Source organism: Bifidobacterium choladohabitans, assembly GCF_016102005.1.
Taxonomy (GTDB): domain Bacteria; phylum Actinomycetota; class Actinomycetes; order Actinomycetales; family Bifidobacteriaceae; genus Bombiscardovia; species Bombiscardovia choladohabitans.
Map to the genome: position 1 here is coordinate 168389 of NZ_JACFPL010000002.1, position 26177 is coordinate 194565.

Consider the following 26177-nt stretch of genomic DNA (forward strand, 5'->3'; position numbering starts at 1 on the left):
GGGCCTTTCATCCCCGCCAGCGCAGGTACTGCTGGTAGACCTGCTCACAGGGGGCTCCGGTCAGCGTGGTCTCGACGTCCACCGGCCAGACGGGTGGCTCCTCTTCCCCGGTCAGAGCCCAGACCGCCTGACGGGCCGCACCGATGGCCACATACTCGTCCGGCCGGGGCAGCTGCACATCCATGCCCAGGATTCCCGGGGCATAGGCTCTGACCGCCGGAGACTTGGCGCCGCCGCCGACCAGGAGGATCCTGGAGACCGTGGTGCCCAGTCGTTTCAGCAGCTCCAGGCAGTCACGCTGGGAGCAGAGCAGGCCTTCCACAAATGCCCTGGCCAGGTTGGTACGGGTGGTGTTGGCCAGGGTCAGCCCCTCCAGCCTGGCGTGGGCATCCGGGCGGTTGGGGGTGCGCTCGCCGTTGAAGTAGGGGATCAGGGTGATGCCCTCGGCCCCCGGCGTGGACTTCTCCGCCAGCTCGGCCAGACCGTCATAATCCGTCCCCAGGGCGGCCAGGCCCGCATCCAGGATGCGTGACGCGTTGATGGTGCAGGCCAGGGGCAGCCAGTGGCCGGTGGCATCCGCGAATCCGGTCACCGAGGCGCTCATGTCATAGGCGGGGACCGGGCTGACCGCTGCAGCGACACCCGAGGTTCCCAGGGATATGGAGACGTCGCCCACCTGCATGGCCAGGCCCAGGGCCGTCATGGCGTTGTCGCCTCCGCCCGGTGCGATGATGCAGCCGCCGGGCACATCTCTGCCGGCGACGCGGGGGTCGGCCTTGGCTCCGACCTGGTGGGGGCCGAGAACCTTAGGCAGAATCACACGCTCAGCCATGCCGTCGGGCAGGGCCATGGCCAGCAGGTCACGCCGATAGCGGTCGGCGGCTGGGTCGTAGTAGCCGGTGCCTGAGGCATCCGAGCGATCGGTGAAGAGATCCTCCAGCCAGGGTTCGGTTCCCGGGTCGGCCATGGGCCCATGACCTGCGATGACCCAGCTCAACCAGTCGTGGGGGAGGCATATGGCCGCGATGGCCCTGGCATGATCCGGCTCCACCCGGCTGACCCAGGCCACCTTGGTGATGGTCAGCGAGGCTACGGGGGAGGAGCCCACAGCACGAACCCAGGCCTGCTTGCCCCGCATGGCCAGGTCCTGATCCGAGTCCGGGTCCTTGTCTGACCTATCGTTTTCCGCCTGGTAGCTTTCAGCCTCGCCGGTCTTGGATCTGGCCAGCCGGATGATGAGATCGTCGGCATCAGGAGCCGAACGCGTGTCGTTCCAGAGCAGGGCATCCCTGATCACCTGCCCCTGGCGGTCCAGCAATACCATGCCGTGCTGCTGGCCGCCCACGCTGATGGCCGAGACATCGTTCAGGCCTCCCGCCTGGGCTGAAGCCTCCTGAAAGGCCTTCCACCAGGCCATGGGATCGACGCTGGTGCCTGCCGGGTGAGGAGCCTTGCCGAAGCGGACCAGCCGACCGGTCCGGGCTTCGGTGACCCTCACCTTGCAGGACTGGGTCGATGTGTCCACTCCCGCCACCAGGATCTCATTCATGTCAGCCTCCTCGCTTTCCGGGCTCCTGTCTGTGGAGTACTCCATCATAGTATCTCAATTATTAAATCGATAAACTAAATGGCCTTGCTCCGGGTGCCTCTCAATTGCTGACCTGCCGTCGGGCTGGAACGTAAGATGTTGAAGAGGCCCAGGATTCAGCGGGCCTATCTTCCCTCATGAAAGGTTGCTGAACCGTGACTGCCCTGCGCTCCATCAATCAGGATGATCTGAGGAACCACAACCTCTCGGTCATCATCGACACCATTCTGCGGTCGCCTACCTCGCTCAGCAGGGCTGATCTGGCCAAGGCCACAGGGCTGACCAAGGCCACCATGTCGCTCCTGGCGGGGCTCCTGCTCAGGAATCGGGTGGTGCGCGAGGAGGAGCCTGACACCTCACAGAGCAGCCACGGCCGACCCAGCACCCCGCTGTCCATCGCACACGGACGCTGGGCCGGCCTGGGCCTGCAGATCAACACCGATGGCTACGGCTGTCTGGCCATGGATCTGGATGGGACCCTGATCGATTCGGCCTGGGTCAAGGACGATATGCACGAGGCGGAACCCGATCAGGTCTTCGCCAACCTGGAGAATCTGACCAAGCCCATCGAACGCAAGCTGTCACGTCGGCACTACCACACAGTGGGTTCGGGTCTGGCCCTGCCCGGACTGGTCGGCGGTGACACCACCCTGCTCATGGCCCGCAACCTGGGATGGGAGCGTCTGGATCTGCAGGACTTCCCCCTGGTTCGCCGCCTGTCTCCAACAGTGGGCAACGAGGCGCGTCTGGCGGCCCTGGCGCAGATACCCGGCTACGCTGCCCAGCGCCCAGACGGCGGAGATGAGGGGCCGCTTTCACCCACCGACTCCTTTATTTACATCTCGACGGACATCGGCATCGGCGGGGCCGTGGTGCGGCGCGGGACCGTCGAGACCGGGGATCATGGGTTCGCCGGTGAATTGGGACATGCCTCGGTGGATCTGAATGGACCCACCTGCCGTTGCGGCCGCCGCGGATGTCTGGAAACCTACGCCGGGCGCAGGGCCCTGGTTGAGGCCGCCGGCATCGCCACCGGAGCCGAGGCGGTCACGCCCCAGGCCATGGAGGAACTCTACCAGCGCTGGCAGCAGGGTGACACCAAGGCCGTCGATGCCATCGACCGCGGGCTCGACGCCATGATCTCGGTCATCGCCTCAGCCATCAATATTGTGGATGTGGACACGGTCATCCTGGGGGGATTCTGGTCGCACTTCGGGGGAAACCTGGCCCAGCGCCTGCAGAATCGCCTTAATCAGCTGACCCTGGGCCGGGATGCCGTTGACATCCGTGTGCTTATCCCGACCCAGGCTGACTATCCAGCCCTCAGGGGGGCGGCGCTGGTGGGCCTGCGGCGCTTCATCGACGATCCGCTGGATTTCTTCGAGGACTGAGCCGTCAGGGACTGAGCGGCCCAAAGGTTCAATGGTCAGCCTGAGACCGGTCGAAATCGGACTGGTGGAAATCGGCCTGGTCGGAATCTGCAGGCAGCTGCCTGCCATTGACCCTGAAGAGGGCGTGGGCGTCACCGCCTTGCAGGCGCTTGAGATAGGTTCGAGCCCGGGTCATGCGTTCCACAGTGGTCTGGGCCAGAGGGGCAGGAAGTTGACCGGGGTCGAACCAGCCGACTGACAGGCTCTCCTCGTCACCCACGAAGGGGTCGGTGTTGCCGCTGGAGTCTGGCCGACAGATGAACAGATGATCCATGTACATGGTCCGGTCACCGTTGGCATAGGTGACCACCTCCCGGGAGGATGTGACCGCCGCCAGGTCGGTGACGATCACATCCACCCCGGTTTCCTCCTTGACCTCGCGGACCACGGTGTCGGCCGGATCCTCGCCGGGCTCGTTGATTCCGTAGACCAGGGCCCACTGGCCGGTATCGGAGCGCCGGCCCAGCAAGACACGGCCCTGGTCGTCGCTGACGAAAGCCGTGACACCATTCAGCCAGAGCAGGTCATGGCCTATGGATCGGCGCAGTTCGAGCACGAATTCGGGAGTGGGCATATGTCAGTCCCGGTCCGGGTCGGCCAGCGCAGCCCGCTGCGCCATCCAGGCCTCCACCTCTTCCACGGTCTTGGGGATTCCTGCAGACAGCCACTGGGGCCCCTGCTCGGTCATGAGCACGTCGTCCTCCACGCGTACGCCGAGGCCGCGGAACTCCGGTGGCACCAGCAGGTCGTTCTCCTTGAAGTAGAGTCCGGGCTCGATGGTGAAGATCATCCCAGGGGTGATGGGGGCACCCTGGTAGGACTCGTACCTGGCCTCCGCGCAGTCGTGTACGTCCAGACCCAGGTGGTGGGCGCATCCGCAGGCGTGCCAGCGGCGGTGCTGCTGGCCCTGGGGGGAGAGGGACTCCTCCACGCTGACCTTGAGGATGCCCCACTCGTGCAGGGTTTCAGCCAGCACACGCATGACGGCATGGTGGATGTCCGAGTAGGTGGCACCGGGCTTGGCGGCCTCAAAGCCGGCCTGCTGGGCCTTGAGCACGGTCTGGTAGATCCGCTTCTGCAGGGGGCTGAAGGTGCCGCCTACGGGGAAGGTGCGGGTGATGTCGGCCGTGTAGAGGCTGTTGACCTCCACGCCGGCGTCGATCAGGAGCAGGTCACCCTTTTGTACTGTCCCGTCGTTACGCATCCAATGCAGAATAGGAGCGTGCTTGCCCGAGGCGATGATGGACCCGTAGCCCACGTCATTGCCCTTCTCGCGGGCGTTGGCGTTGAAGACGCCCTCCAGCATCCGCTCGGAACGGGGCTTGCCCACCACCTGGGGCAGGTGGGTCAGAATCCGGTCGAACCCGTCCTTGGTGGCGGCGATGGCCTTGCGCATCTCGCCCACCTCGTAGTCGTCCTTGATCATGCGGGCCTCGGAGGTGAACTCCTCGAGCTTGTCGTCGGCTTCCTCATTGCGGTCCGGACCACCGATGCCGTTGGCCTTGCGGGCGGCCTCCACCTGGTTCAGGACCTCCTGGTCGGCGGTGCGGATCACCCGCATCTTGACCGCCCCCTGGTCCGGCCCCAGATCCTTGGCGATGGCATCAGGGAAGGAAGCGATGTCCTTGGTGGGGATGCCGGTCATGATGGCCAGCTCCCGCAGTCCGGCCCGGGGACCCACCCAATATTCCCCGTACTGGGCGGACCGGTAGTAGTCGCGAGTGGACTGGTCGGCCCGGGGATGGACGAAGAGCTCAGGGGTATGGGTCAGGCCCTTGGCGGCCTCAGGACTGTCGGGGTCCACCGGGTCCAGGACCAGGATGGCTCCGGGTTCATAGTCCTCGCCCAGGCCCGTGTAGTAGGCGAAGGTGGTATCTGGGCGAAAGGCGTAATCGTTGTCGTTGTTACGGGTCTTGTAGGAACCGGCGGGAATGACCAGGCGTTCGCCAGGGAAGCGTTTACCCAGTTCACGCAGACGGCGCTCGGTGTATTTGCTGGACTCCAGCGGCTCGATCTGCGGCTCCTGGGCCTGCCAGCCGGTGGTCATGAACTTCTGGAAGGCGGGGGAGTTGGGGCGCAGGGTGCGGTTGTTGACCCGGTCCTCCATGTTCTGCTCATCCAGGTCCACGTTCTTGGGATCGGTGTCTCCTTGTAGATGCTCCTGAGCGGATGCGGTCACGTCCAGCCTCCTTGAAATTCCGGTGCTTACTATGTTGGTTCCATGGTAGTGCGTTCGGCCGATGTGACAGTCGGCTGTTTCGGCCTTCAATCGGGGTCGGTCGCGCATAGAATGGGCGGGAAGCATCCACAGCCAGCAGGAGGCGCAGGCAGAATATGTCATTCGAACACCCCAACAGCAAGGGTCAGAATATTCGCGATGTCGAGCGGGCCATCATGGCGCGTCCCGCCGAGCATGACAGCCCCAATCTAGACTTGGACAGGATGGGGATGATGCTGGACCTGCTGGGCCACCCTGAGCACAGCTTCCGGGTCATCCACGTCACCGGGACCAACGGCAAGGGGTCCACGGCGCGGATGGCCGAGGCTCTGGTGAGGGCCTATGGTCTACGCACCGGGCTCTATACATCGCCCCACCTGGAGCGGATCAACGAGCGGATCGCCATCGACGGCAAGGAGCTTTCAGACGAGGACTTCGTAGACCTATACCAGCAGATCGAGGATTTCATCGCCATGGTGGATGACCGCTTCGCCCGGCAGGGCAGGGCTCCCATGAGCTTCTTCGAGGTCCTGACCGCCATGGCTGTCTGGGCCTTCGCCGACGCCCCCGTGGACGTGGCCATCGTCGAGGTTGGGATGGGCGGCCGCTGGGATGCCACCAACGTCCTCGACGGGGATGCCTCCATCATCGGGCCGGTGGACATGGATCACATGCAGTGGCTGGGGGATACGGTCGAACAGATAGCGGGGGAGAAGGCTGGGATCATCAAGCCCAAGTCCACGGTCATCGTCGGCGCCCAACCCCATGAGGATGCCGTCATGCCCATCATCGAGCAGGCTGTACGCGAGCAGGGAGCCCCAACTCTTTTAAGGGACGGCAACGAGCTGGAGGTAGTCTCCCGCATGCCCGCAGTGGGCGGTCAGGTGGCCACCTTGCGCACGCCTCAGGGACTCTACAAGGATGTGCCCATCGACAAGTTCGGCGAGCATCAGGCCCACAACGCCCTTGCAGCCCTGGCCGCGGCCGAGACGGTCATCCCCGTCAACGGGGCCCTGGACCAGGATCTGGTGGCCGAGGCCTTGAGCCAGGTGCGCATCCCCGGACGGATCGAGCAGGTGCGCACCTCGCCCACCATCATCATCGATGGCGGGCACAACCTGAACGCGGCCCAGTCCCTGCGCTCGGCCATCGAGGAGAACTACGACTTCAAGCAGCTGGTGGGCGTGATCTCCATGATGGCCGACAAGCAGGTGGAGGACTATCTGGGCATACTGGAGCCCGTGCTGGACAGCGTCGTGGTCACCGAGAACTCCTGGAAGGGCCGGGTCATGCCGGCCGAGGATCTGGAGCGGGTCGCCGTGAGGGTATTCGGGCCAGACCGGGTGGTCCGGCGCGACCGGATGCCCGACGCCATCCAGACCGCCGTCGACATGGTCGACAGCGAGGACCAGACCGGCGTGGGCTATGGCCGGGGGGTGCTGATCTGCGGCAGCTTCGTCACTGCCGGCGACGCCCGCACCCTGCTGGCCGAGCGTCCCAATCCCGATCTGGCCAAGCCTAAGGCGGAGCGCGCCTGATGTATCTCAAGGAGCTGACCCTCAAGGGCTTCAAGTCCTTCGCCTCGGCCACCACCCTGCGCTTCGAGCCGGGCATCACCGCTGTGGTGGGCCCCAACGGATCAGGCAAATCCAATATCGTCGACGCTCTGGCCTGGGTCATGGGCGAGCAGGGGGCCAAGAGCCTGCGTGGCGGATCCATGGAGGACGTCATCTTCGCAGGCACCTCCTCCAGGCCGCCGCTGGGCCGGGCGCAGGTCACCCTGACCATCGACAACACCGACCGGACCTTGGACATCGACTACACCGAGGTGACCATCAGCCGGACCATCTACCGCAACGGAGGATCCGAATACGCCATCAACGGGTCCGACTGCCGCCTGCTGGACATCCAGGAGCTGCTCAGCGACACCGGGCTGGGCCAGCAGATGCACGTGATCGTCGGCCAGGGGCGGCTGGATGCCATCCTTCGGGCTGATCCGGCCGGCCACCGGGCCTTCATCGAGGAGGCGGCCGGCATCCTCAAGCACCGCAAGCGCAAGGAGCGGGCCCTGCACAAGCTGGCCAACACCGAGGCCAACCTGTCCCGCCTGGACGACCTGATCGGCGAGATTCATCGGCAGCTGGGGCCGCTGGGCCGCCAAGCCAAGGTCTCCCGCCGTGCCGACATGATCCAGGTCAGCCTGCGGGACGCCCAGGCACGCCTTCACGCCGACGACGCCCTGACCTCGCAGAAGAAGCTGGAGGATCTGCGCTCGCGGATGGTTCAGACCCGTGGGCGGCTGGCCAGGGGGCAGGAGGACCTGACCAGGGTCAAGCTGCGCATCGAACAGCTGGAGGGGCTGGACCGCCAGTCCAGCCCGGCCCTGGAGGCGGTCAACCAGCAGTGGAACGACCTGACCAAGCTGGCTGAGCGGGCCGGGTCCCTGGCATCCTTGGCCAGGGAGCGCAGCCGTTCGCTTGAGGCCGGCATGGTGGCCGACCAGGGACAGGACCCCGGGGTGCTCAGGCGGCGGGCCGACGAACTCAAGGGCCAGGCCGACCAGGAGGAGGGCCAGGTCGGAGCCGACCGGATCGCCCTGGATGGCTGCGTCCAAGCCCGTGCGGATCTGGAGAGGCGGCTGGCCGCCCACCGGCAGACCATGACCGAGCTGCGGCAGGCGGCCAGAAAGCGGCAGGCTAGGCTGGGCGACCTGGCGCAGTTGGTGGCCAAGGAGGAATCAGCCCTGGAACTTTCCAGGCAGCGCGAGCGTGACCTGATCCGCCAGCAGGATCAGGTAAGGGAGGGTCTGGAGCGTGCCAGAAACCGGGTGCGGGACCTGGATGACCGGGAGGAGAGCCCTGACCAGGACGGCAGACAGGCCCTGGACCAGGCGGGCCAGGTTAGGGATCAGGCCCGCGGCAGTCTCAACGATCTTCAAGAGCGGGAACGTCGCATCCAGTCCGATGCCATCTCGGCCCAGGCCAAGGCTGATGCCCTGGCGGACACGCTGGACCATCGCGGCGCCGGCGAGGCCCTGTCCCAGGCTGGAGACCCAGCCCTACTCGGTCAGCTGACCGACTTCGTCCGCGTGGAGGAGGGCTGGGAGGAGCCCCTGGCTCAAGCCCTGCACGACTATGCCTCGGCCCTGGTGGCCAAGGATGACCAGACGGTCGACCAGGCCCTGGAGCGGGCCCGCCGGGACCGTCTGGGACGCGCTGCGCTGATCTCGGCTTCAGGCCCGCTCAAGGGGGCGGACATCAAGCCCGGAGACGACCAGTGGAGGTCGGCCGCCGACCTGGTTGCCCTGCGGGAGCATCCTGCCGATCCTGACCGGGCCCAGGGGGTGCTGGCGGCTGTCCGCAGCCTGCTGGCCTCCACAGCTGCCGTCGATGACGCTGGCCAGGCCCGCCGTGCCCTGGAGGACGGATGGCAGCAGGCGCTGACCCGCTTTGGCGACCTCTATGACCGGATCGGTGCTGTTGGCGGATCCGCCCCGGCCACCAGCGACCTGGCTTTGACCGCACGCAGGGACAAGGCCCTGGCGCAGGTGGAGGCCCTCCAGGAGGAGTCGCAGACCCTGCAGCCGCAGATGGAAGCGGCCCGTGCCGCACTTGAGCAGGCCGAGCAGCAGCTGCAGGAGGCGCGCAATCAGTGCACCGAGGCCCGGGTCAAGGCCGAGCAGGCTGCCCGGGAGCTGGCCGCTGCCCGCAAGGAATCGGATCGGGCACAGGCCGGGGTCAAGGATCTGGATGACCGGCTGGCCCAGGTGCGCGACCAGGTGCGCACCCACGAACTCAAACTGGAGGATCTCAGGGCCGGCCTGGCCCGCGCCCAGGAGGACGGAGGGTCGGACCCTGACGACCCGGAGGGCATGGAAGACCGGCAGCATGAATTGGAGACGGCCTTGGACCAGGCCCGCACGGCCGAGATGGAGGCCAAGCTGACCTGGACCGAGAGCGACCGGCGGCACGCCTCCCTGCTGCGTCAGATCGATCTGCTGCGGGATCAGGCCGACCAGGCCGAACGCCATCGTCAGCGAGTTGGAGAGGAGAACCGTCGTCGCAAGGCCGGCATGGCCTCCCTGGGACTGATCGCGCTCAGGGCCGACCTGCTGGCCCAGCTGATCAAAGGGAGGATGGAGCACGCCGCCCGCCGCCGGGAGCAGCTCAGGGCCAAGGCTTCGGCCCACGATAAGGAGCTGACCGATCTGCGGGCAGACAGGGACGCTCTGGAACCCAAGGTAGCCGGTCTGCGCCAGGATGAGCACGGCCTGGATCTGGAGCGGGAGCGCCTGGCCGGTGAGGACGGCCGCCTGCGTCAGCGCATCCAGGATGACCTGGGCATGGAGCCCGAGGAGCTGATCCGCGAATACGGCCCCGATCGTCCGGTGCCCGTCCTGGACGACGAGGGCAACCCGGTGCCCCTGGACCAGGAGGGGACGGAGGAAGACGGGGATACGCCAGCCTTCAAAACAGTGCCTTACCAGCGCGGTGAGCAGGAGAAGCGGCTGGCCAAGGCCAAGCGGGACCTGGCCGCCCTGGGCAAGGTCAACCCTCTGGCCACCGAGGAATACGAGGCTCTGGAATCCCGCAACCGCTACCTGCACGAGCAGCGTCAGGATGTGATAGGTTCCCGGGACGATTTGATGGCCCTGGTCAAGGATCTGGATTCGACCATGGTCACGGTCTTCAAGGAGGCCTTCGACGACACCGCCCAGGCCTTCGAACGCATCTTCGCCACCCTCTTCCCCGGCGGGCGCGGACGGCTGCGGCTTGAGGACCCGGACGACCTGCTGACCACAGGCGTTCTGGTCGAGGCCAGTCCGGCCGGCAAGAAGGTCCGCAGGCTCTCCCTGCTTTCGGGTGGTGAGCGCTCGCTGACGGCCCTGGCCCTGCTCCTGGCCATTTTCACGGCCCGGCCCAGTCCCTTCTACGTCATGGATGAGGTCGAGGCCGCCCTGGACGACGTCAACCTGACCCGGCTGCTCAAGGCCTTCGAACAGCTGCGGGAGCATGCCCAGCTGATCATCATCACCCATCAGCAGCGGACCATGGGCATCGCCGACGCCCTATACGGGGTCACCATGCGGGGGGACGGGGTGACGGCCGTCATCTCCCAGCGGTTGAAGGATCCGGATCGTTCCGGTCGCGAAGAGCCCGAGCCCGATCAAGGGTGACCTGCGCCAAAACGGCCTGGGAGTCCACGATGGGCAGCTGCGGCATGGGGTAGGCCTCGTTGAGCACCGAGAGCTCGGTGCAGCCCAGCAGGACCGAATCGCAGTGGTAGTCCTTCAGGAAGGCATCAAGGACACCCAGGTAGCGGTCCCGGTCCAGTCGACCTTCCTTGACGTCGTCGTAGATCAGTGCGCTCACCCGGTCCTGCAGGGCCCGGTCCGGGTCCACCAGCCGGTAGCCGGCGCTGTCGGCCGGGCCCTGGTAGATGGCGGCATGGCGGGACCCCTCGGTGCCCATGTACCCCATGCGCGGATGGGTTTTCGCCGGATAGTGCCGATCGGCCCAGTCGATGGTGGCCTGGGGCATGCTCAGAATTGGCACCGGGGTCAGGGCCTGGAGCCTGGGCAGAATCTGATGGGCGGTGTTGCAGGCCATGACCATGAAGGAGGCGCCCATGGCTGTGGCCTGGCGCACGTCCTCGGCCAGGTAGGGGAAGGGGTCATCCTTGCTGCGGCCCAGGATGAAGTCGGTGCGGTCGGGCACGGTGGCGTGGTTGAAGACCACGTAGTCCAGAAAGTCCTGGTCCCGGTGCGCCCCGGTCAACCGGTCCAGCACCCGTACGAAACTCTCGGTGGCCAGCGTGCCCATGCCACCCAGGACGACGAAGAAGTTCCTCATGCCAGTGTCCTCTTGTCACGGAAGTAGCGCCGGTACCGACGCCGGTAGATTGCGAACATGTGTCGGATCAGCAGCCAGCGCTTGAAGTTGCGGTCCTTGCCGTACTCCAGGGTGGTGCCCCAGTCCCCGCGGCGGATCATGGCCATGGCCTGTCGCTTGTCCTCGGAATCGGCGCAGTATTTGCGGAAGATGTCCTTGGGGATCTCCATCCAGAGGCGATGTCCCCGACCGAAGACGGTGCGTCCGTTGAAGGGGGTGTCCAGGACCAGGTCGTCCACGAAGTAGCGGGCCAGGTTGAAGCCGTTCAGGGTGACCACGTAGCTGCTGCGGCCCTGGCGCAGATTGATCTCGAAGAGTTTGTAGACGCCGTCGCGCGGGTCGTACTTCATGTCGAAGTTGGCAACCCCGCTGTACTTGATGTCCTCGAGGAAGGCCTTGATCCGGTCGAAGATGTCCTGGTTGTAGTCGGGGATGATGGCCGCGTAGTTGCCCACGGCCTCGGGCGCGGGATCCTCCAGCAGGGGATGGCCCAGGAACATCATGCGCACCCGGTGGTGACGGTCCACGTAGGCGTTGAGCACCCTCATATTGTCATCGCCCCCGGGCACGAAGTCCTGGATGACCATCTGCGAGGTGTACCCGGCCTGGTAGGACCTGCGGATCATGGTGTCCAGCTCATCCGGGTTGCTGAAGATGAAGGCCTTCTTCCGCCCGGGGAAGTCGATGCCCAACCACTCGTCGCTGTCCGCGGGCTTCATGGCCACCGGGTAGTCGAAGGGCAGGTTGCGGTGGCGGCCGGCTTTGACGTCATCGGCATCCACCGAAATAGTCTTCGGATGGGGCAGGTCATAGCGGTCACAGAGTTCGTAGAAGGAGGATTTCAGCGAGAGGGACCGGTTCAGTTCCTTGTCGATGGCGTTGAAGACGAATCGTTCTCGCAGGGGCTCGCCGAACTCGTCCAGCAGGTTGGCGTAGGTGTCCCCGCAGGGCAGCAGGAGCAGGGTGGACCCAGGGTGGTCCCGGTGATAGGCATCGGCCCAGTCGTTCAGGGTGGACACGAAGACCTCGGGATTGGTGAAGTCGTGGACCAGGTGCAGGTCCAGGATCCTGCTGTACTTGGTGGGGGAGAGCTGGTAGTGGCCGAATGCGGTGGAGACCAGGCCGTAGGCCTCGTGGAAGGCTCGCGCCATCCCGTAGGTGTTGATGTCGGTGCCCAGTATGACCGGTTGGAATTCTTTCATGTTTCTGAAACCACCTACCATGTGCTCGTGCGCCCCACCCTGCAGCGGGGCATTCGGCTTTCCATCTTAGAAACCTGTCGGGATCGTCAGACCTTGGCTGCGCCGGTGGCTCCCAGGTCGTAGCTTTTTGTGCCCAGCAGACGTGCCACCACGTGGTCGTCGCCCTCGTAGGGCACGTGGCGGCCTTTGTTCTTGAACCAGCGTTCCTCGCCCTTGCCGGTGACCAGAATGATCCGCAGACGATCCCCCGGCTGGCCTGGTTGGCCAAGACCCTGTTCGATGGCCTGGGTCCTGTCCAGCACCATGCTGGTCTTCAGGTTGGCGTTGGTGACGAAACTCAGCATCTCCTGGTCCACATGTTCCGAGCTTTCCTCGTTTTCGTCGTCAGCGGTCAGGATGAGCCGATCGATACGGTCCTGGGCTGCCTGGACGATGCCCTTTCGGCGGTCGATTCCCCTGCCGCCGGTTGCTCCGCAGACCAGGGTGATCTCAGGTTTGCGCTCGCCGTAGCGCTCATCCACAAAGTCCAGAAGGGCCTTCATAGAGGCGTAATTATGGGCGTAATCGACATAGACAATCCGGTTGTCGGCTTGGAAGCATTCCATCCTGCCTGCGATGCGGATCTTCTCCATGGCGTGGAGTGCATCGGCATCGGGTTCCAGCCCCAGCCGGTTCAGCATGGCAAAAGCGGCTATGGCGTTCAGGGCGTTGAAATCACCGGCTATGGACAGGCTGATCGGGGTCATGGGACCACTGGAGGGGCCGATCAGATAGTCGTTGCCCTTGCCTGGAGCCTTGCGAGCCACGAAGTCGGCCTCTTGTTGGCCGAATCCGAAGGTGGTCACTGGAATGCCGGCGGCTCTCGCATCCTGACGGATCAGGTCGGCCCTCTGGATGTCGGCTCCCATGACCAGCTGCCTGCTGTTGTAGGCTATGCGGCGCTTGCAGTAGAGGTAGTCCTCGAAGGTGGGGTGCTCCATGGGACTGACGTGGTCCGGGGAGATGTTCAGGAAAGCACCCAGGTCAAAGGTCAGTCCATAGACACGATCCACCTTGTAGGCCTGGGAGGAGACCTCCATGACCAGGTAGCGCATGCCGTCATCCACTGCCTGGCGCATCATGCGGAAGAGGTCCAGCGACTCGGGCGTGGTCAGCTGGGATTCTACGTAATGGCGGCCGTCCAGGCAGTTGTCCACCGAGGAGAACAGGGCCGCCCGACCTCCGGAGAGTTCGCCCAGCATGGCGTGCAGGTAATAGGCGGTGGTGGTCTTGCCCTTGGTTCCGGTGATTCCCACCAGGGTAAGCTGGTTCTGGGGGTAGCCGTAGAAGGCGGCCGAGAGCAGGCTCATGGACTTGCGCACGTCATTGACGATGATTCCCGGGGCGCTGGTGTGAGCGGACAGGTCCTGCTGGGCCACGTAGGCCGCCGGACCTTCGGGACCACAGGCATCCATGTACTCGGGCAGGAAATGCCCCTTGCAGAAGAGCAGGCTGCCGGGTCCCGCCTGGCGGGTGTCGTAGGTGACGTCGGTGAAGGGCTTGAGCAAATGGTGATCCGCGGGCTGATCCAAGGTCCATCGATCACCCTGAATTACCTCGCGCAGCTGATCGTGTTTGCGCAGCAGCTCCAGGGCCGAAGCCATCGTCAGCGCCATGCCGTCTTCCTCCTCGTCTGATGGGATTCTTTCAGCCCGACTGCAATCCGGTCAAGGCCAGGTCCAAGTCTATAGTCCCGGCCAGGCAGGCACAGAGGAGTCCTGCCACCCCTTGACCGAAAATATACATATGCCTCGGGTCCCATACAGGAAGTGACCGGGTCCGGTGATGAAGGCTCAGAGCCAGGAGTCGGTGACCGGGCGGCGGCCCTGGGAGATCAGGTGCTGGTTGAAATGTTCCCGCCACTTGGCCTGTGCCTGCCGCTGCCAGTCCATGAGGGAATCCATGGTGATCCGGGCCACCTGGGGGAAGAGGGTGGTCATGGGCTTGATCAGGTCCACGGCCGCCACCGTATCCGCCGTGGCATTGTGGAAGTTGCCATGGGGGATGACGCCGTAGTACTCGCTGGTCAGACCCAGGGTGCGGCGGCCGGACCGGTGGGAGATCTCCCTGTCCAGGACCAGAGGGTCCACCACCAGCAGATCGCCCTCGCTCAGGGGCTTGACCGAACCCGCGCACCAGCGGGCGATGTCTCCGTCCAGCATCTGCACGTCGAAGGGGGCGTTGTAGGCCAGCAGGGGAATGCGCTTGTCCTGGGCGCGGGCAATGAACCCGGCCATCTGTGCTGTGGCCTGCTCAGGCTCCATGCCTTCGGCGGCCAGCTGCTGATCGGTGAACCCGTTGACCCGACTGGCCCCCTTGCTGATATGCCGGTGCGGATTGACTATCCAGGTGGCTACCGCATCCCCTGAGTAGCCCTTGGCCGGGTCGCGCAGAACCAGGCTGGCCGAAACAATGCCGTCCTTGCCCGGTCTGGTGCCCGTGGTCTCGGTGTCGAACCCCAGAAGCCAGGAGTCCCCCAGGCGTGTCGACCCCTCCTGCTGCGGGGCGGACGCAAGCGCCTGCTCCATGCTTGTGTGCTCGGTGTTTTCCATAAGCGATTTCTCCTCTGGCATTATGGTAACCGAGGAGCGACCTGCCCGCGACCGGGTCGGAACCGCAACGGGCGAGGGGGGATGGCACAATAGGGGTGTGGCAGATACCAGCGAACTCGAAAGCAGAAAACGTCAATTCGAGGCCCTGGCCATGCCTGCGGTGGATGTGCTTTACCGACAGGCCATGCGCCTGACCAACAACCCGGACGACGCCCAGGATCTGGTCCAGGACACTTTCGAACGCGGATTCAAGGCCTTCGACCGCTTCCAGCCCGGCAGCAACTTCGAGGCCTGGATGACCACCATCGAGCGCAATGCCTACTTCAACCAGTACCACAAGGCCAAGCGGCGCCCGCAGAGGGCCAACGACTCGACCGGCGAGTACAACGACTGGGACATCTATTCGGCCTCTGAACATGGGTCCGAGGGGCTCAAATCCGCCGAGCAGGAATACATGGAGACCTTCGCCCCCGAGGAGATCATGGCAGCCCTGAACCGGCTCAGTCCAGAACGCCGACGGGTCTTCATCGACGCCGCCATCGACGGCAAGAGCTATCAGCAGGTGGCCGATGAGGAGGGCATCAAGATCGGCACGGTCATGAGCCGGCTGAACCGTGCGCGCTCGCAGCTACGCCAGGAGCTGGAGCGGTATGCCCAGGAGCGCGGCTACCAGCAGGGGCGCGGTGCTGCAGGCAAGCCCTCAGCGGAACAACATGGTGCCGGTGCTGCCAGGCCTAGTATAAAAAAAGAGATCAGCAGCAAGGGGCACTGAGGGCCCCCGAAGATCGGGTATCAGGAAGCGGGCAGGAGCATGGACGGACGCGTGGAGATGAGTCACTACGCCTACGATAACGGCGGCTCCGTCAGGGTGTCCCATACCAGCCTGCGCATCTACCAGGATGCCTCCTGCGTGGATCCCAACGACTGCTTTGATCCGGAATCCTGCTGCGACGAGCGGGAGCGCATGGTCATCGAGGAGCTGCGCCGGTATCTGCGTCCCGAATGCGCGCCGGACTGTCTGCTGGATCGGCTCAGGCACATGTTTGATCAGATGGATGAACTGGAGCAGGGGACACCGGATCGCGCCACGGACAAGTAGATAACGCCAAGCAGGCCCGGTCGGCTTCTTGGTAGAGCAACGGTTCTGTCCGGCTGTCTCGGTAGTAGCAGGAACCAGGGTCATGCCTATGCAGCCATGGTTTTCTTTTTTATGTATATATGCAAAACCCCGGCACCGTTGGTGCCGGGGCAGACGATCAGGTGTTCGGCCTCTTGCCGTGATTGGCGGCCTTCTTGCGGCGATCCCTGCGCTTGCGTCCGCGCATGCCCATGATTGGACTCCTTTGCTACTGATGAACCTATAAGCCTTGCCGATTATCGCACACCGGGCTGACCTTTGTCGACCAGCCAGGCTGCTCAGACCTCTTGCGCCCGGTATCCCACCTGGGTGGTGTAGACGGCGGCAGGCTGCAGAATGACCAGGTTCCGACCAGTTCTGAAGGCGTTGGCATAGGCGGTCATGGGTTCCACGGCAACGCCGGCCGGACGCATGCCTGCGTCGAAGCCTGTCCCGGTGCAGACCTGCCAGGAGGTGATGGTTTCATCGCCCCAGAGCTGAATGCGGATGCCATCCGGCCGGGTGAACCAGGCCGAGCAGGTGCCGTCATCGTCCCGCTCCACATCGGTCCAGGCATCGTCGAATTTCGCATCCTCGCCCAGCACAGGGCCCTGGCGCAGATCGGTCCGTCCCTGGACGGGTTCGGTGCCGGTGGGCAGCAGCCTGTCCGGATCGACCACCACGTGGGTGCGGCAGGGGATGGACAGGGTGCAAGGGGCGTTGTCCTTCTGGATCTGGTCACCGACGCCCTGCTTGCCATTGGCCAGCCAGGGGTGGATGCCGAAGGCCCAGGGTGCGGCTTCGTCGCCCAGGTTCAGGGCCCGGGTGGTCATGGTCAGCCCCTGGTCGTCCAGGGTGTAGGTGACGGTGACCACCACGTCGAAGGGGTATCCGCCCATGTCCGGTACCCGCCAGGAGAGGCTGACGGAGTCCTCGGTCAGGGCCTGCAGCCCCCAGTAGGCCCGGTAACCGTAGCCGTGGATGGCGGTGTTCCGGTCGTGCTCGTCGATGGGCAGGGTGTAGGTGTGGCCCTGGAAGTCGTAGGTGCCGTCCTCGATCCGGTTGGGGAAGGGGACCAGCACGTTCCCGTTGCTGCAGGGTACGGTTCCATCCGGGTCGAATGAGGCCAGCAGGTCCTTTCCCCGGTATTTCAGGACGCGCAGGATGGCTCCCAGCTCGGTCACCACCGCCTCGTAATCCCCGTGACGGATGCTGTACTGCTGTCCTGTCCGGGGCACGGCCCCGCCCATCATCTCGTTCGTATGCATGCTCCCACTTCCATAGTGCCGTTGATGCTTGGTACGTCACCATCCTAGCGCCTGGACGGTCTTGGCTTCTTGGTGAAAGAGTGGCGGATGGACTACCGGGGGCCGCTCCGGCTTTCTACCATGGACTTGCAGCGTCCGGGATTGTCCGGATTGACATCGATAAGGAGCGGCAGTGGCAGGATTTCGGACCACCGTGTGCGAACAGCCGACCCCGCAGGGGCATGGGCGGGTCATCCTGGCTGATCCACGCGGGTTCTGCGCGGGGGTGGACCGAGCCATCCAGACCGTGCAGACCATCCTGGATGCGGACAACCCCCACCAGGATCAGGGTCTGCCACCGGTCTATGTGCGCCGGCAGATAGTCCACAACCGGCATGTGGTCGAGGACCTGTCCCGGCGGGGGGCCGTCTTCGTGGACGAACTGGACCAGATTCCCGACCAGGCCGTCCGTGCCGGGGTGCCCGTGGTCTTCTCGGCCCATGGAATCGCCCCCTCGGTCGTCAAGGAGGCCCAGCGGCGGGGGATGCGCGTGGTCGATGCCTCATGCCCACTGGTCAGCAAGGTCCACCGGGAGGTCCAGCGCTTCGTTCGTGACGGCTACTCGATTATCTACATAGGCCACCGTGGGCACGACGAGGCTGTGGGAGTCATGGGGGAGGCCCCGGACCGGGTTCACCTGGTCGAGCATGAGGCCGATATCGAGGCCCTGGACTTCGGGCCCGACACCCCGCTGGTCATGCTGACCCAGACCACTCTGAGCCTTGATGAGACCGCCGACCTGGCCGCGGCCCTGCGCCGACGCTTCCCCTGGATTCAGGAGCCACAGGGTTCAGACATCTGCTATGCCACCCAGAACAGGCAGCAGGCGGTCAAGCTGGTGGCCGGTCAGGCGGACTGCATGATTGTGGTGGGGTCGGCCAACTCCTCCAACTCGGTGCGCCTGGTCGAGGTGGCCCGTCAGGCCCTGGATACCCGGTTTCCCGGTCAGGGCGAGCAGAGGGCCCATCGGGTCGACGATGCCGGTGAGCTGGACCCGACCTGGCTGCAGGGCATGGACTCGGTAGGACTCACCTCGGGTGCCTCGGTTCCTGAAAACCTGGTTCAAGGGGTGCTGGAGACCCTGGCTGCCCGAGGGTTCACCCAGGTGACCCGGGCCCGGGCGGTCGACGAGCACATGCACTTCGTCCTGCCTGCCGCCCTGCGCCCCGCACGGGCATCCAGGAAGGTTCCACAGCCGCAGGGCTAGACCCCACGCTAAAATCTCTCAGTCGGTGGCCAGAGGGGCGGTCTTGGCCTTGAGAACGCGGATCAGATCCCGAGGGTCCAGGCCCAGGCTGATGCCGCGCTTGCCGCCGGAGACCATGATGGTGTCGAATTCCAGGGCGCCCTGGTCCAACACGGTGATATGTGCGGTGCGTTGGCCGAAGGGCGATATGCCGCCCAGGACGTACCCGCTCTCACGCTCGGCCTGGGCCTTGTCGGCCATGCGGGCCTTCTTGGCGCCCACGGCCGCCGCCAGGTGCTTGAGGTTCAGGTGGCCGGTCACCGGCACAATGCCGATGACCCGCTCCTTGCCCGTGTCGGCCATCAGGGTCTTGTAGACCGTGCGCGGGTCCAGGCCCAGCTTTTTGGCTGCCTCGATACCGTACCCCTGGTCCATGTGGTCCGCGTTGTGATGATACTCGTGGATGGTGAAAGGAACCCCCAGACGCTTCAGCTGGGCCATGGCCGGAGTCGAGGCATCCGAATCCGGCCGATTCTTCTTGCTCATGACTCCATGCTAAGGTACTGACCGTTTAGGGAGGCTGAGGGGTGTCTTTGGCGCAATCGCGCGGAAAGGGTGGTCCATGACCGCTGTCAATGCCTGGCTGCTCGATGCGGTGACGGGCGGCTGGGGGCTGGCTGTGCTGTTCCTGGCCGCCTTTCTGGATGCCCTGATCATCCCCATACCCACGGAGCTGATGGTCCTGGCCACGGCTTCGGCCTTCCGGGCCACAGGAAGACCCCTTCCCGTCCTGGTCTTTCTGGTATGCGCCCTGGCCTTCGCAGGCGGCGATGCCTGCACCTATGGGCTGGGACGGCTGGTCCCGCTGAATCGTCTGGCCGTCTTCCGAGGTGCCGCAGGCAAGGCTGTGACCTCGTGGGCCCATCGGGCCCTGCTGCAGGGGGGTGGCTTCTTCACACTGGCCTCGCGCTTCGTGCCCTCGGGCCGGACCGTGGTCAATCTGACGGCCGGCGCGGCGCGGTATCCGCTGAACCGTTACCTGCCCCTGGCTGCCCTCGCCGGCCTGCTTTGGTCGATTTATATGTGGACCCTGGGGTATCTGGCCGCCTCCTGGCTGGAAAACAATCCTCTGGCCGTCATGGCCTTCGGCTTTCTGGCGGGGATGGTCGTCGGCCTGGTCTGCGACCTGGCCATGCGGGCGCTCACCCGGAGGCGCTGATTACAAACAAGGGGCCCGCCCCACGTAGGGAACGGACCCCGAAATCGTTATGGCCGGAGGAGCCGGTCGGATGCTCAGTCGCCCAGCTTGGCGAAGTAGAGCAGGGTGCGGATCATGTTGCTGGTGAAGCCATACTCGTTGTCGTAGAAGGCAACGGTGCGGACCAGCTGGTCGTCACCGTGGGTGTTGACATCGGTCTGCGTGGGATCGAAGATGCCGCCGTGGGTGTCGCCGATCACGTCGGAGGAGACGATGCCCTCGTCGTTGTAGCCGTAGTAGTCCTTGCCCTCGAAGGCCTTCTTGGCGGCGTCGTTGATCTCGTCGACGGTGACCTTCTTGTCCAGGACGCAGGTCAGCTCGGTGACGGATCCGGAGGGAACGGCCACGCGCTGTGCATGGCCCTGCAGCTTGCCGTCAACGGAGGGAACGACCTTGCCGATGGCCTTGGCGGCACCGGTGGAGTGCTCGATGGTGTTGATGGCGGCGGCGCGGGTGTTGCGCGGCTTGTTGCCCTTGGGGCCGTCCAGCAGCATCTGGGAGCCGGTGTAGGCGTGGATGGTGGTCATGTAGCCGATGCGGATGCCGAAGTTGTCATCCAGCATCTTGACCATGGCGGCCAGGGAGCCGGTGGTGCAGGATCCGGCGGAGATGATCTTGTCGGAGGACTTCAGGGTCTCCTCGTTGACGCCGTAGACCACGGTGGGCGTGGTGTCGTCCTTGGCGGGGGCGGAGATCAGAACCTTCTTGGCTCCGGCGTTCAGGTGGGCCTGGGACTTCTCGGCCGAGGTGTAGAAGCCGGTGCACTCCAGCACGTAGTCCACGCCGTCGTTCTTGACCCAGGGGATGTTGTTGGCGTCCTTCTCGGCATAGACAGGGTACTCCTTGCCGTCCACCACGATGGCGGTGTCGGTGGAGGTGACCGAGACAGGGGTGCCGTCGTCGTGACGGAAGGTGCCCTGAGTGCTGTCGTACTTGAGCAGATAGGCCAGAATGGCCGGGGTGGTCAGATCGTTGATGGCGGCAACCTCGATGTTGGAGGCGTCGCCGCCACGGGCCTGGAGCTCAAAGATGCGCCGGAAGGCCAGACGACCGATGCGTCCGAATCCGTTGATGCCAATCTTTACTGTCATTCAATTCTCCCTTGGAGATTGGCCGTATACAGCACAAAAATTACCGGACCGTATATGGCCGATTACTGATAACATCTCATAGTTTATAGAACCCTGTGTACTTATAGCAAGCGATTACGCGGGTTCTGCCAAGGAAAAAACGAACAAAAAAATTGGTAGGTTTTGTTGTTTGTTTGCGCAACAAAACGATCAGGAATTGTGAGGATTTTCGTTCGTATCGGCCAGCCAATCCTTCCACTGCTGCTGGTGGAATCCGACCAGGACATGCCGGCCGTCCAGCAGGATGGGACGCTTGACCAGCATGCCGTCGGTCGACAGCAGTTGCAGAGCCTGCTCCGTATCCATCTGCGGCAGGCGCTTGCTCAGGCCCAGGCTGCGATAGGCCTGACCCGAGGTGTTGAAGAATCGCCGAACGGGCAGGCCGCTCATGTTCAGCCATTCGGTCAGTTCCTCCTGGGTGGGTCGGTCCCCCTTGATGTCTCTCTCGGCGAAGTCCACATTGTGGTCACGCAGCCAGGTGCGGGCCTTGGCGCAGGTGGAGCAGCGGCTGTAGCAGATGAAGAGCGGGTGCTCGGCTGTAGGTGTTGCTGTCATAAATTTTCCTTTCAAGGTAGGGTTTTCAAGTCAAACGAGGCTCAGGCCAGCCGTCGGGAAGGCCGGGTCTCCAGGGAGCCCAGGTCGGCCTTGGGCACCAGGCTGGTGCTCCAGATCGGCTCGGGCGCCGAAGCGGGGTAGGTGACGAACACAATTCCCTGCTTCAAGGCTATGTGTGCGGGCTTGCCGGGCAGGAACTCGTTGCTGACGCCGGTCACCTGCTGGTTGGTCATGGTCATGCCGTCCGTCTGGTATTTGAGACCCTGCTCGACCACGCCCAGGGCCTGGTCGTCGGCAGCCAGGACGGAGACCATGGACCTGGGCGGGCAGTCCCAGGCGGGGAAGTCCAGACTTCCGGGGCCAAGTGCCGTGACCAGCATCCCCTGGCCCCAGAGTTCGGCCCGGCCCCCGCTGGCTGCAATCAGATGGATCAGATTCAGGTTGGCCAGTGTGTGGTCCATACGCCCGCCCAGGCCACCATATATAAGGAATCGTTGGCAGCCTCGCTGCCAGCCCACCTTGACCGCAGCCAGCAGGTCCGTGTCGTCTTTTTCAGCAGGCAGGACCCGGCGGGGGATGTCTGCACGTAGCTTTCGGCTCCCAGCGGGCAGGGAGTCGAAGTCACCCACGACCAGGTCGGGCTCGTCACCATGCTCTAGGGCCGGCTCCAGTCCTCCGTCCGCCGCGATGACCAGGGCCTGTCCTCCGCGTGCCACCTCTTCGCCAAAGTATTGTCCGGCGCCCCAGATCCGGCAGAGCGGTGCCTGAACAGACTGACCGTCATCCTGCATAAGACTCTTCTTTCTGCGCTCGCCCATCGGACGCGCCCCCATCATCCCAGACCAACCAGACCGACCAGGAAGGCCAGCCAACCCTGCACCAGGGCCATGTAGGTCAGGGTCCCGCAGGCGATGCTGACCATCATGTTCCGCCAACGCAGGTGAACCAGGGCCGTGACCAGCAGGGCCAGGGCCTCGTAGAGCCCATGGTCGCCTCCCATCAGGTTGGTGTGCCTCAAGGAATAGACCACCAGCAGTCCCATGACGGCGGCGGGCAGCAGACGTCCCAGCCGGGTCACCAGTGCCGGCGGCCGACGCCCCTCCGGCCAGATTATGAAGGGCAGGAATCTGGTGGCCATGGTTCCCATGACCACAATGCCTATGGTGATCAGTTGCTGTGCAGTGGTCATGAGGCCTCCCTCTGGCTGTGGAAGTCCAAGAGGATGAAGATGGCCAGGATGACCACCATGGACGGGATGATGAACCGGTCGGGTCCGAAGACCAGCAGGCAGGCCAGGGAGGCCAGCAGACCGATAAGGGCCGGCACGCGGGCTTCGGCCTGCCGCCACTGCTCCAGAAAGAGGACCAGGAACATGGCGGTCAACACGAAATCCAACCCCTTGGTGTCGAAGTTCGCCAGGTTGCCCAGCACAGCGCCCAGGGTGGCGCCGCCTACCCAGTAGATCTGGTTGAGCAGGGTGACGAAGAAGAGATACCAGCCCTTGTCGGTCCCGGCCGGGTGGGGGTCGGCGGACTCCAGGGCGAAGGTCTCATCGCACATGCCGAAGATCAGGTAGGGCTTCTTTCGGCCCGTCCCTCGGAAGACCGGCAGCATGGCCAGGCCGTAGAAGAGGTGCCGCGCATTGACCATCAGGGTCAGCATCAGCGCGCCCCAGGGATTGAAGGTGGACATGAGCAGGTCCACGGTCACGAACTCCATGGACCCGGCATAGATCAGGGCACTCATGGCCAGCGGATAGATCACCGGGAATCCGCGGCTGGTCATCAGAAAGCCGTAGGAGATCCCCAGCACAAGGAATCCGGCCATGATGGGCAGGGTCCTCGGGAAGGCCGCAGCCAGGGAGCCCAGGATGGTCCCGGAGGACCCCGCATCTTCGTTCACCTCTTCCTGCGTTCGCTGCATGACCCGCCTCCTGGCCTCGTTTTGGAGATGGTCATATGATAATCGCCGCTTGCGCCGCATGGGCAAGCCGGTCGACAATGTGAGAAGGCTGTCAAGAGGCGAGGGTGGCGGAATAGGTGCTCTCCGGCTCCTGTTGAACCTAGCGATAGGCACCGGCATGTGAGGAGGAATCATGGACAAGAACAAGATTTCAACCAACAACCCGGCCACGGTCGTCCTGGCGGGGGGTTGCTTCTGGGGCATTGAGCGGTTCTTCCAGGAGGTGGACGGAATCATCGACACCCAGGTGGGATACGCCCAGTCCACAGTGCCCAACCCCAGCTATGAACAGGTCTGCAGCGGTGTCACCGATGCCGTGGAGAGCGTGCGGCTGACCTATGATCCCCAGACGGTCAGTCTGCGGACCCTGACCCTGCTTCTGCTGGATGTGATCGACCCCTTCTCGGTGGATCGGCAGGGCAACGACCGGGGCAGGCAGTATCGCAGCGGCCTCTACTGGAATCCCGAGCATCGCGAGCAGGAGGAGCCCGTCTTCCGGCGCGCCCTGGAGGAGCTGGAGCGCAGGACAGGCCGTCATCCCGCTGTGCAGGTGGAGGCCCTGATCAACTTCTATCCGGCGGAGGAGTCCCACCAGGACTACCTGCTCAAGAACCCCGGCGGTTACTGCCACATCCCGCTGGAGGCCATCGCCAACGCCGCCTCCCGCCAGCGCTACATCGAACGCATCTGGTCCCTGGACCCCGAAAGCTACGAGGTCACCCAGCATTCGGCCACCGAACGGCCCTTCACCAACGCCTACGACGGCGAGTTCCGCCCGGGCATCTATGTGGACGTGGTCAGCGGGCAGCCGCTCTTCTCCTCGGCGGACAAGTACGACTCGGGCTGCGGCTGGCCCGCATTCACCAAGCCCATCGATCCCCGACTGCTGGTCAACCGCAAGGACTACAAGCTGCTGGGTCGGCCCCGGATCGAGGTGCGGACGGCACAGACCGGCATCCATCTGGGACACGTCTTCGACGACGGACCAGCTGACCGTGGCGGGCAGCGCTACTGCATGAACTCCGCAGCCCTGCGGTTCGTACCGCGGGATCGGATGGAGCAGGAGGGCTACGGCGACTACCTGCCCCTGGTGGACGGCGCGACCTCCTGACGGGGCCTGGTCCTGAGGGCTGTGCTATACTGCTACTCGGCTTGAGAAATCAAGAAAGCGGATGATCCCACCTGGGAGCCTTCCATGGCTTCGGGTTCGACCTGCACCGGTGACGGTTGGCCGTCATCATATACGGTACAGGCATTGGTTGTTGCGTTGCCATACGGCTGCGACGGTCATGTTCGAAACCTATGGGTTCTTCGCCGGGCAGTGGATGTTGTGGTATTTGAGAAGGAGTCATCATTAGCGACGAACCAAGGATTAACGACGATATACGAGTGTCTCAGGTACGCCTGATCGGGCCCAACGGCGAGCAGGTGGGAATCATTGCGACCTCCGTCGCCCTCAACCTGGCCAAGGAGGCCAACCTTGACCTGGTCGAGGTTGCACCCAAGGCCAAGCCTCCGGTCGCCAAGCTCATTGATTACGGCAAGTTCAAATACAACGAGAAGATCAAGGCTCGTGAGGCGCGCCGCAACCAGAGCATGTCGGAGATCAAGGAGATCCGCTTCAGATTGAAGATCGACGATCACGACTTCGAGGTCAAGGAGGGGCACGTGCGCCGCTTCCTGTCCGCCGGAGACAAGGTCAAGGTCACCATCATGCTGCGTGGGCGCGAGCAGTCCCGGCCCATCGGAGGCGTGGAGCTCCTGCGCAAGCTGGCTGACGACGTCGCGGATCTGGGCTCCATCGAGTTCGCCCCCAAGCAGGAGGGGCGCAACATCATCATGACCCTGTCGCCCAAGGGCAAGAAGGTCCACACCCAGTCCGAGCAGCGTCGGCGGGGCGGCCAGGCCCGTGCCGAGCGCAAGGCCCGCCAGGCGGCCCATCTGGCTGCCAAGGCCGACAACAATACTTCTCCCAAGCAGATGAAATCCAAGGAGGGCAGCAATGCCGAAGATGAAAAGTAACTCCGCCGCATCCAAGCGCGTCCGGACCACGGGTTCGGGCAAGCTCATGCACGCCGGGACCGGTATGCGCCACAATCTGGAGCACAAGTCGGCCAAGAAGCGTCGTCACCTGTCCACTGACGAGGTGCTCGCTCCGACCCAGTCCAAGAACATGAAGAGGATGCTGGCCCGCTGAGCGGGTGCAGTCGCGTCGAGTGAGATTTTAGAAAGCTGAGGAATATCTATGGCACGAGTCAAGCGGGCAGTCAACGCGCATAAGAAGCGTCGGGTCGTCCTGGAGCGGGCGTCAGGCTACCGTGGCCAGCGCTCCCGTCTCTACCGCAAGGCCAAGGAGCAGCTGCTCCATTCATATACATACAACTTCCGGGACCGCAAGGCCCGCAAGGGTGACTTCCGCAAGCTGTGGATCCAGCGCATCAACGCCGGATGCCGCGCCCAGGGAATCACCTACAACCGCTTCATCCAGGGTCTGCGCCTGGCCGGGATCGAGCTGGACCGTCGTGCCCTGGCCGACCTGGTCGTCAACGACATCGACACCTTCAACGCCATCGTGGCCGAGGCCAAGAAGGCCCTGCCTGCCGATGTGAACGCCCCGGTCGCTGCCTGATTCACTGACCTGAACACCGTATTGCAGGAACCCCGCCTTTCGCGGGGTTCTTTGCATATTTGACCATTCCTCGGCGGGACGGTAAGTTGATTGACGACAACGATGCCGGGAGC

The 26177-nt window shown here is 64.3% G+C and carries 26 protein-coding genes; 11 read left to right on the top strand and 15 right to left on the bottom strand.

What is annotated here, in order from left to right; genetic code table 11:
• Nucleotides 1–7: 7 nt before the first annotated feature.
• Nucleotides 8–1549: a xylulokinase gene (locus H3S97_RS04200; protein WP_198219747.1), complete on the bottom strand. Its 1542-nt coding sequence runs from the start codon at nt 1547–1549 to the stop codon at nt 8–10.
• A 194-nt stretch (nt 1550–1743) separates the two neighbouring features.
• Between H3S97_RS04200 and H3S97_RS04205 the strand changes: the two genes are divergently transcribed.
• Complete coding sequence (locus H3S97_RS04205) at nt 1744–2979, top strand: ROK family protein (protein WP_198219748.1); 1236 nt, start codon at nt 1744–1746, stop codon at nt 2977–2979.
• 28 nt (nt 2980–3007) lie between these two features.
• On the opposite strand, the gene H3S97_RS04210 is transcribed toward H3S97_RS04205, so the two are convergent.
• Both H3S97_RS04210 and H3S97_RS04215 read right to left on the bottom strand, forming a co-directional pair.
• Nucleotides 3008–3592, bottom strand: coding sequence for an NUDIX hydrolase (locus H3S97_RS04210; protein ID WP_198219749.1), 585 nt, complete (start codon nt 3590–3592; stop codon nt 3008–3010).
• 3 nt (nt 3593–3595) lie between these two features.
• Nucleotides 3596–5146, bottom strand: coding sequence for an aminopeptidase P family protein (locus H3S97_RS04215; protein WP_332468272.1), 1551 nt, complete (start codon nt 5144–5146; stop codon nt 3596–3598).
• Between the two features lie 206 nt (nt 5147–5352).
• Here H3S97_RS04215 and H3S97_RS04220 point away from each other — a divergent pair, with 206 nt between their 5' ends.
• Both H3S97_RS04220 and smc read left to right on the top strand, forming a co-directional pair.
• The gene (locus tag H3S97_RS04220) at nt 5353–6774 is read left to right on the top strand and encodes a bifunctional folylpolyglutamate synthase/dihydrofolate synthase (protein ID WP_198219751.1); all 1422 of its coding nucleotides are present in this window, start codon (nt 5353–5355) and stop codon (nt 6772–6774) included.
• Entirely contained in the window at nt 6774–10412 is a 3639-nt protein-coding gene (gene smc / locus H3S97_RS04225) for a chromosome segregation protein SMC (RefSeq protein WP_198219752.1), read from the top strand. The genes H3S97_RS04220 and smc overlap by 1 nt, the downstream gene beginning before the upstream one ends.
• Here smc and H3S97_RS04230 read toward each other — a convergent pair.
• The 4 genes from H3S97_RS04230 to H3S97_RS04245 form a co-directional block, all read right to left on the bottom strand.
• The gene (locus H3S97_RS04230) at nt 10345–11088 is read right to left on the bottom strand and encodes an aspartate/glutamate racemase family protein (protein WP_198219753.1); all 744 of its coding nucleotides are present in this window, start codon (nt 11086–11088) and stop codon (nt 10345–10347) included. The two genes, smc and H3S97_RS04230, sit on opposite strands and share 68 nt — an antisense overlap.
• Entirely contained in the window at nt 11085–12329 is a 1245-nt protein-coding gene (locus tag H3S97_RS04235) for a carboxylate--amine ligase (protein ID WP_198219754.1), read from the bottom strand. The genes H3S97_RS04230 and H3S97_RS04235 overlap by 4 nt, the downstream gene beginning before the upstream one ends.
• Nucleotides 12330–12415: 86 nt before the next feature.
• Complete coding sequence (locus H3S97_RS04240; protein WP_198186953.1) at nt 12416–13984, bottom strand: Mur ligase family protein; 1569 nt, start codon at nt 13982–13984, stop codon at nt 12416–12418.
• Between the two features lie 177 nt (nt 13985–14161).
• A complete protein-coding gene (locus H3S97_RS04245; RefSeq protein WP_198219755.1) occupies nt 14162–14920 on the bottom strand; it encodes an exonuclease domain-containing protein in 759 nt (252 codons plus the stop codon).
• A 151-nt stretch (nt 14921–15071) separates the two neighbouring features.
• Here H3S97_RS04245 and H3S97_RS04250 point away from each other — a divergent pair, with 151 nt between their 5' ends.
• Nucleotides 15072–15692, top strand: coding sequence for a sigma-70 family RNA polymerase sigma factor (locus H3S97_RS04250; protein ID WP_052690825.1), 621 nt, complete (start codon nt 15072–15074; stop codon nt 15690–15692).
• Nucleotides 15693–15731: 39 nt separating this feature from the next.
• The gene (locus tag H3S97_RS04255; protein ID WP_232356271.1) at nt 15732–16019 is read left to right on the top strand and encodes a hypothetical protein; all 288 of its coding nucleotides are present in this window, start codon (nt 15732–15734) and stop codon (nt 16017–16019) included.
• Between the two features lie 157 nt (nt 16020–16176).
• Here the strand turns inward: H3S97_RS04255 and H3S97_RS08590 are convergent, their stop codons facing one another.
• Together H3S97_RS08590 and H3S97_RS04260 are read right to left on the bottom strand one after the other, a co-directional pair.
• Nucleotides 16177–16251: a 50S ribosomal protein bL37 gene (locus H3S97_RS08590; protein WP_099327425.1), complete on the bottom strand. Its 75-nt coding sequence runs from the start codon at nt 16249–16251 to the stop codon at nt 16177–16179.
• Between the two features lie 85 nt (nt 16252–16336).
• The gene (locus H3S97_RS04260) at nt 16337–17305 is read right to left on the bottom strand and encodes an aldose 1-epimerase family protein (protein WP_198219756.1); all 969 of its coding nucleotides are present in this window, start codon (nt 17303–17305) and stop codon (nt 16337–16339) included.
• Between the two features lie 172 nt (nt 17306–17477).
• On the opposite strand from H3S97_RS04260, the gene H3S97_RS04265 reads away from it, so the two are divergent.
• The gene (locus H3S97_RS04265; RefSeq protein ID WP_198219757.1) at nt 17478–18551 is read left to right on the top strand and encodes a 4-hydroxy-3-methylbut-2-enyl diphosphate reductase; all 1074 of its coding nucleotides are present in this window, start codon (nt 17478–17480) and stop codon (nt 18549–18551) included.
• A gap of 18 nt (nt 18552–18569) precedes the next feature.
• Here the strand turns inward: H3S97_RS04265 and ybaK are convergent, their stop codons facing one another.
• Nucleotides 18570–19076 (bottom strand): Cys-tRNA(Pro) deacylase, encoded by a 507-nt coding sequence (ybaK, locus tag H3S97_RS04270; RefSeq protein WP_198219758.1) that lies wholly within the window; start codon nt 19074–19076, stop codon nt 18570–18572.
• A gap of 76 nt (nt 19077–19152) precedes the next feature.
• Between ybaK and H3S97_RS04275 the strand changes: the two genes are divergently transcribed.
• Complete coding sequence (locus H3S97_RS04275) at nt 19153–19749, top strand: DedA family protein (RefSeq protein ID WP_052690707.1); 597 nt, start codon at nt 19153–19155, stop codon at nt 19747–19749.
• A gap of 74 nt (nt 19750–19823) precedes the next feature.
• Here the strand turns inward: H3S97_RS04275 and gap are convergent, their stop codons facing one another.
• The 5 genes from gap to H3S97_RS04300 all read right to left on the bottom strand — a co-directional run bounded on the left by gap (nt 19824) and on the right by H3S97_RS04300 (nt 23396).
• The gene (gene gap / locus H3S97_RS04280; protein WP_015021610.1) at nt 19824–20879 is read right to left on the bottom strand and encodes a type I glyceraldehyde-3-phosphate dehydrogenase; all 1056 of its coding nucleotides are present in this window, start codon (nt 20877–20879) and stop codon (nt 19824–19826) included.
• Between the two features lie 189 nt (nt 20880–21068).
• Nucleotides 21069–21473, bottom strand: coding sequence for an arsenate reductase family protein (locus tag H3S97_RS04285; RefSeq protein WP_198219759.1), 405 nt, complete (start codon nt 21471–21473; stop codon nt 21069–21071).
• A gap of 41 nt (nt 21474–21514) precedes the next feature.
• Nucleotides 21515–22264: a thiamine diphosphokinase gene (locus tag H3S97_RS04290; protein ID WP_198219760.1), complete on the bottom strand. Its 750-nt coding sequence runs from the start codon at nt 22262–22264 to the stop codon at nt 21515–21517.
• 41 nt (nt 22265–22305) lie between these two features.
• Nucleotides 22306–22662, bottom strand: a complete 357-nt coding sequence (locus tag H3S97_RS04295) for a branched-chain amino acid transporter permease (RefSeq protein ID WP_198219761.1) — start codon at nt 22660–22662, stop codon at nt 22306–22308.
• Nucleotides 22659–23396, bottom strand: a complete 738-nt coding sequence (locus H3S97_RS04300; protein ID WP_198219762.1) for an AzlC family ABC transporter permease — start codon at nt 23394–23396, stop codon at nt 22659–22661. The genes H3S97_RS04295 and H3S97_RS04300 overlap by 4 nt, the downstream gene beginning before the upstream one ends.
• 169 nt (nt 23397–23565) lie before the next feature.
• On the opposite strand from H3S97_RS04300, the gene msrB reads away from it, so the two are divergent.
• From msrB to rplT, 4 genes are all read left to right on the top strand, one after another.
• Complete coding sequence (gene msrB, locus H3S97_RS04305; RefSeq protein ID WP_408610434.1) at nt 23566–24546, top strand: peptide-methionine (R)-S-oxide reductase MsrB; 981 nt, start codon at nt 23566–23568, stop codon at nt 24544–24546.
• A 239-nt stretch (nt 24547–24785) separates the two neighbouring features.
• Nucleotides 24786–25457 (top strand): translation initiation factor IF-3, encoded by a 672-nt coding sequence (gene infC, locus H3S97_RS04310; RefSeq protein WP_029676114.1) that lies wholly within the window; start codon nt 24786–24788, stop codon nt 25455–25457.
• On the top strand, nt 25438–25632 hold the full coding sequence (gene rpmI, locus H3S97_RS04315; RefSeq protein WP_015021617.1) for a 50S ribosomal protein L35: 195 nt from the start codon (nt 25438–25440) through the stop codon (nt 25630–25632). The genes infC and rpmI overlap by 20 nt, the downstream gene beginning before the upstream one ends.
• A 48-nt stretch (nt 25633–25680) precedes the next feature.
• Entirely contained in the window at nt 25681–26064 is a 384-nt protein-coding gene (rplT, locus tag H3S97_RS04320) for a 50S ribosomal protein L20 (protein WP_015021618.1), read from the top strand.
• Nucleotides 26065–26177: the final 113 nt, after the last annotated feature.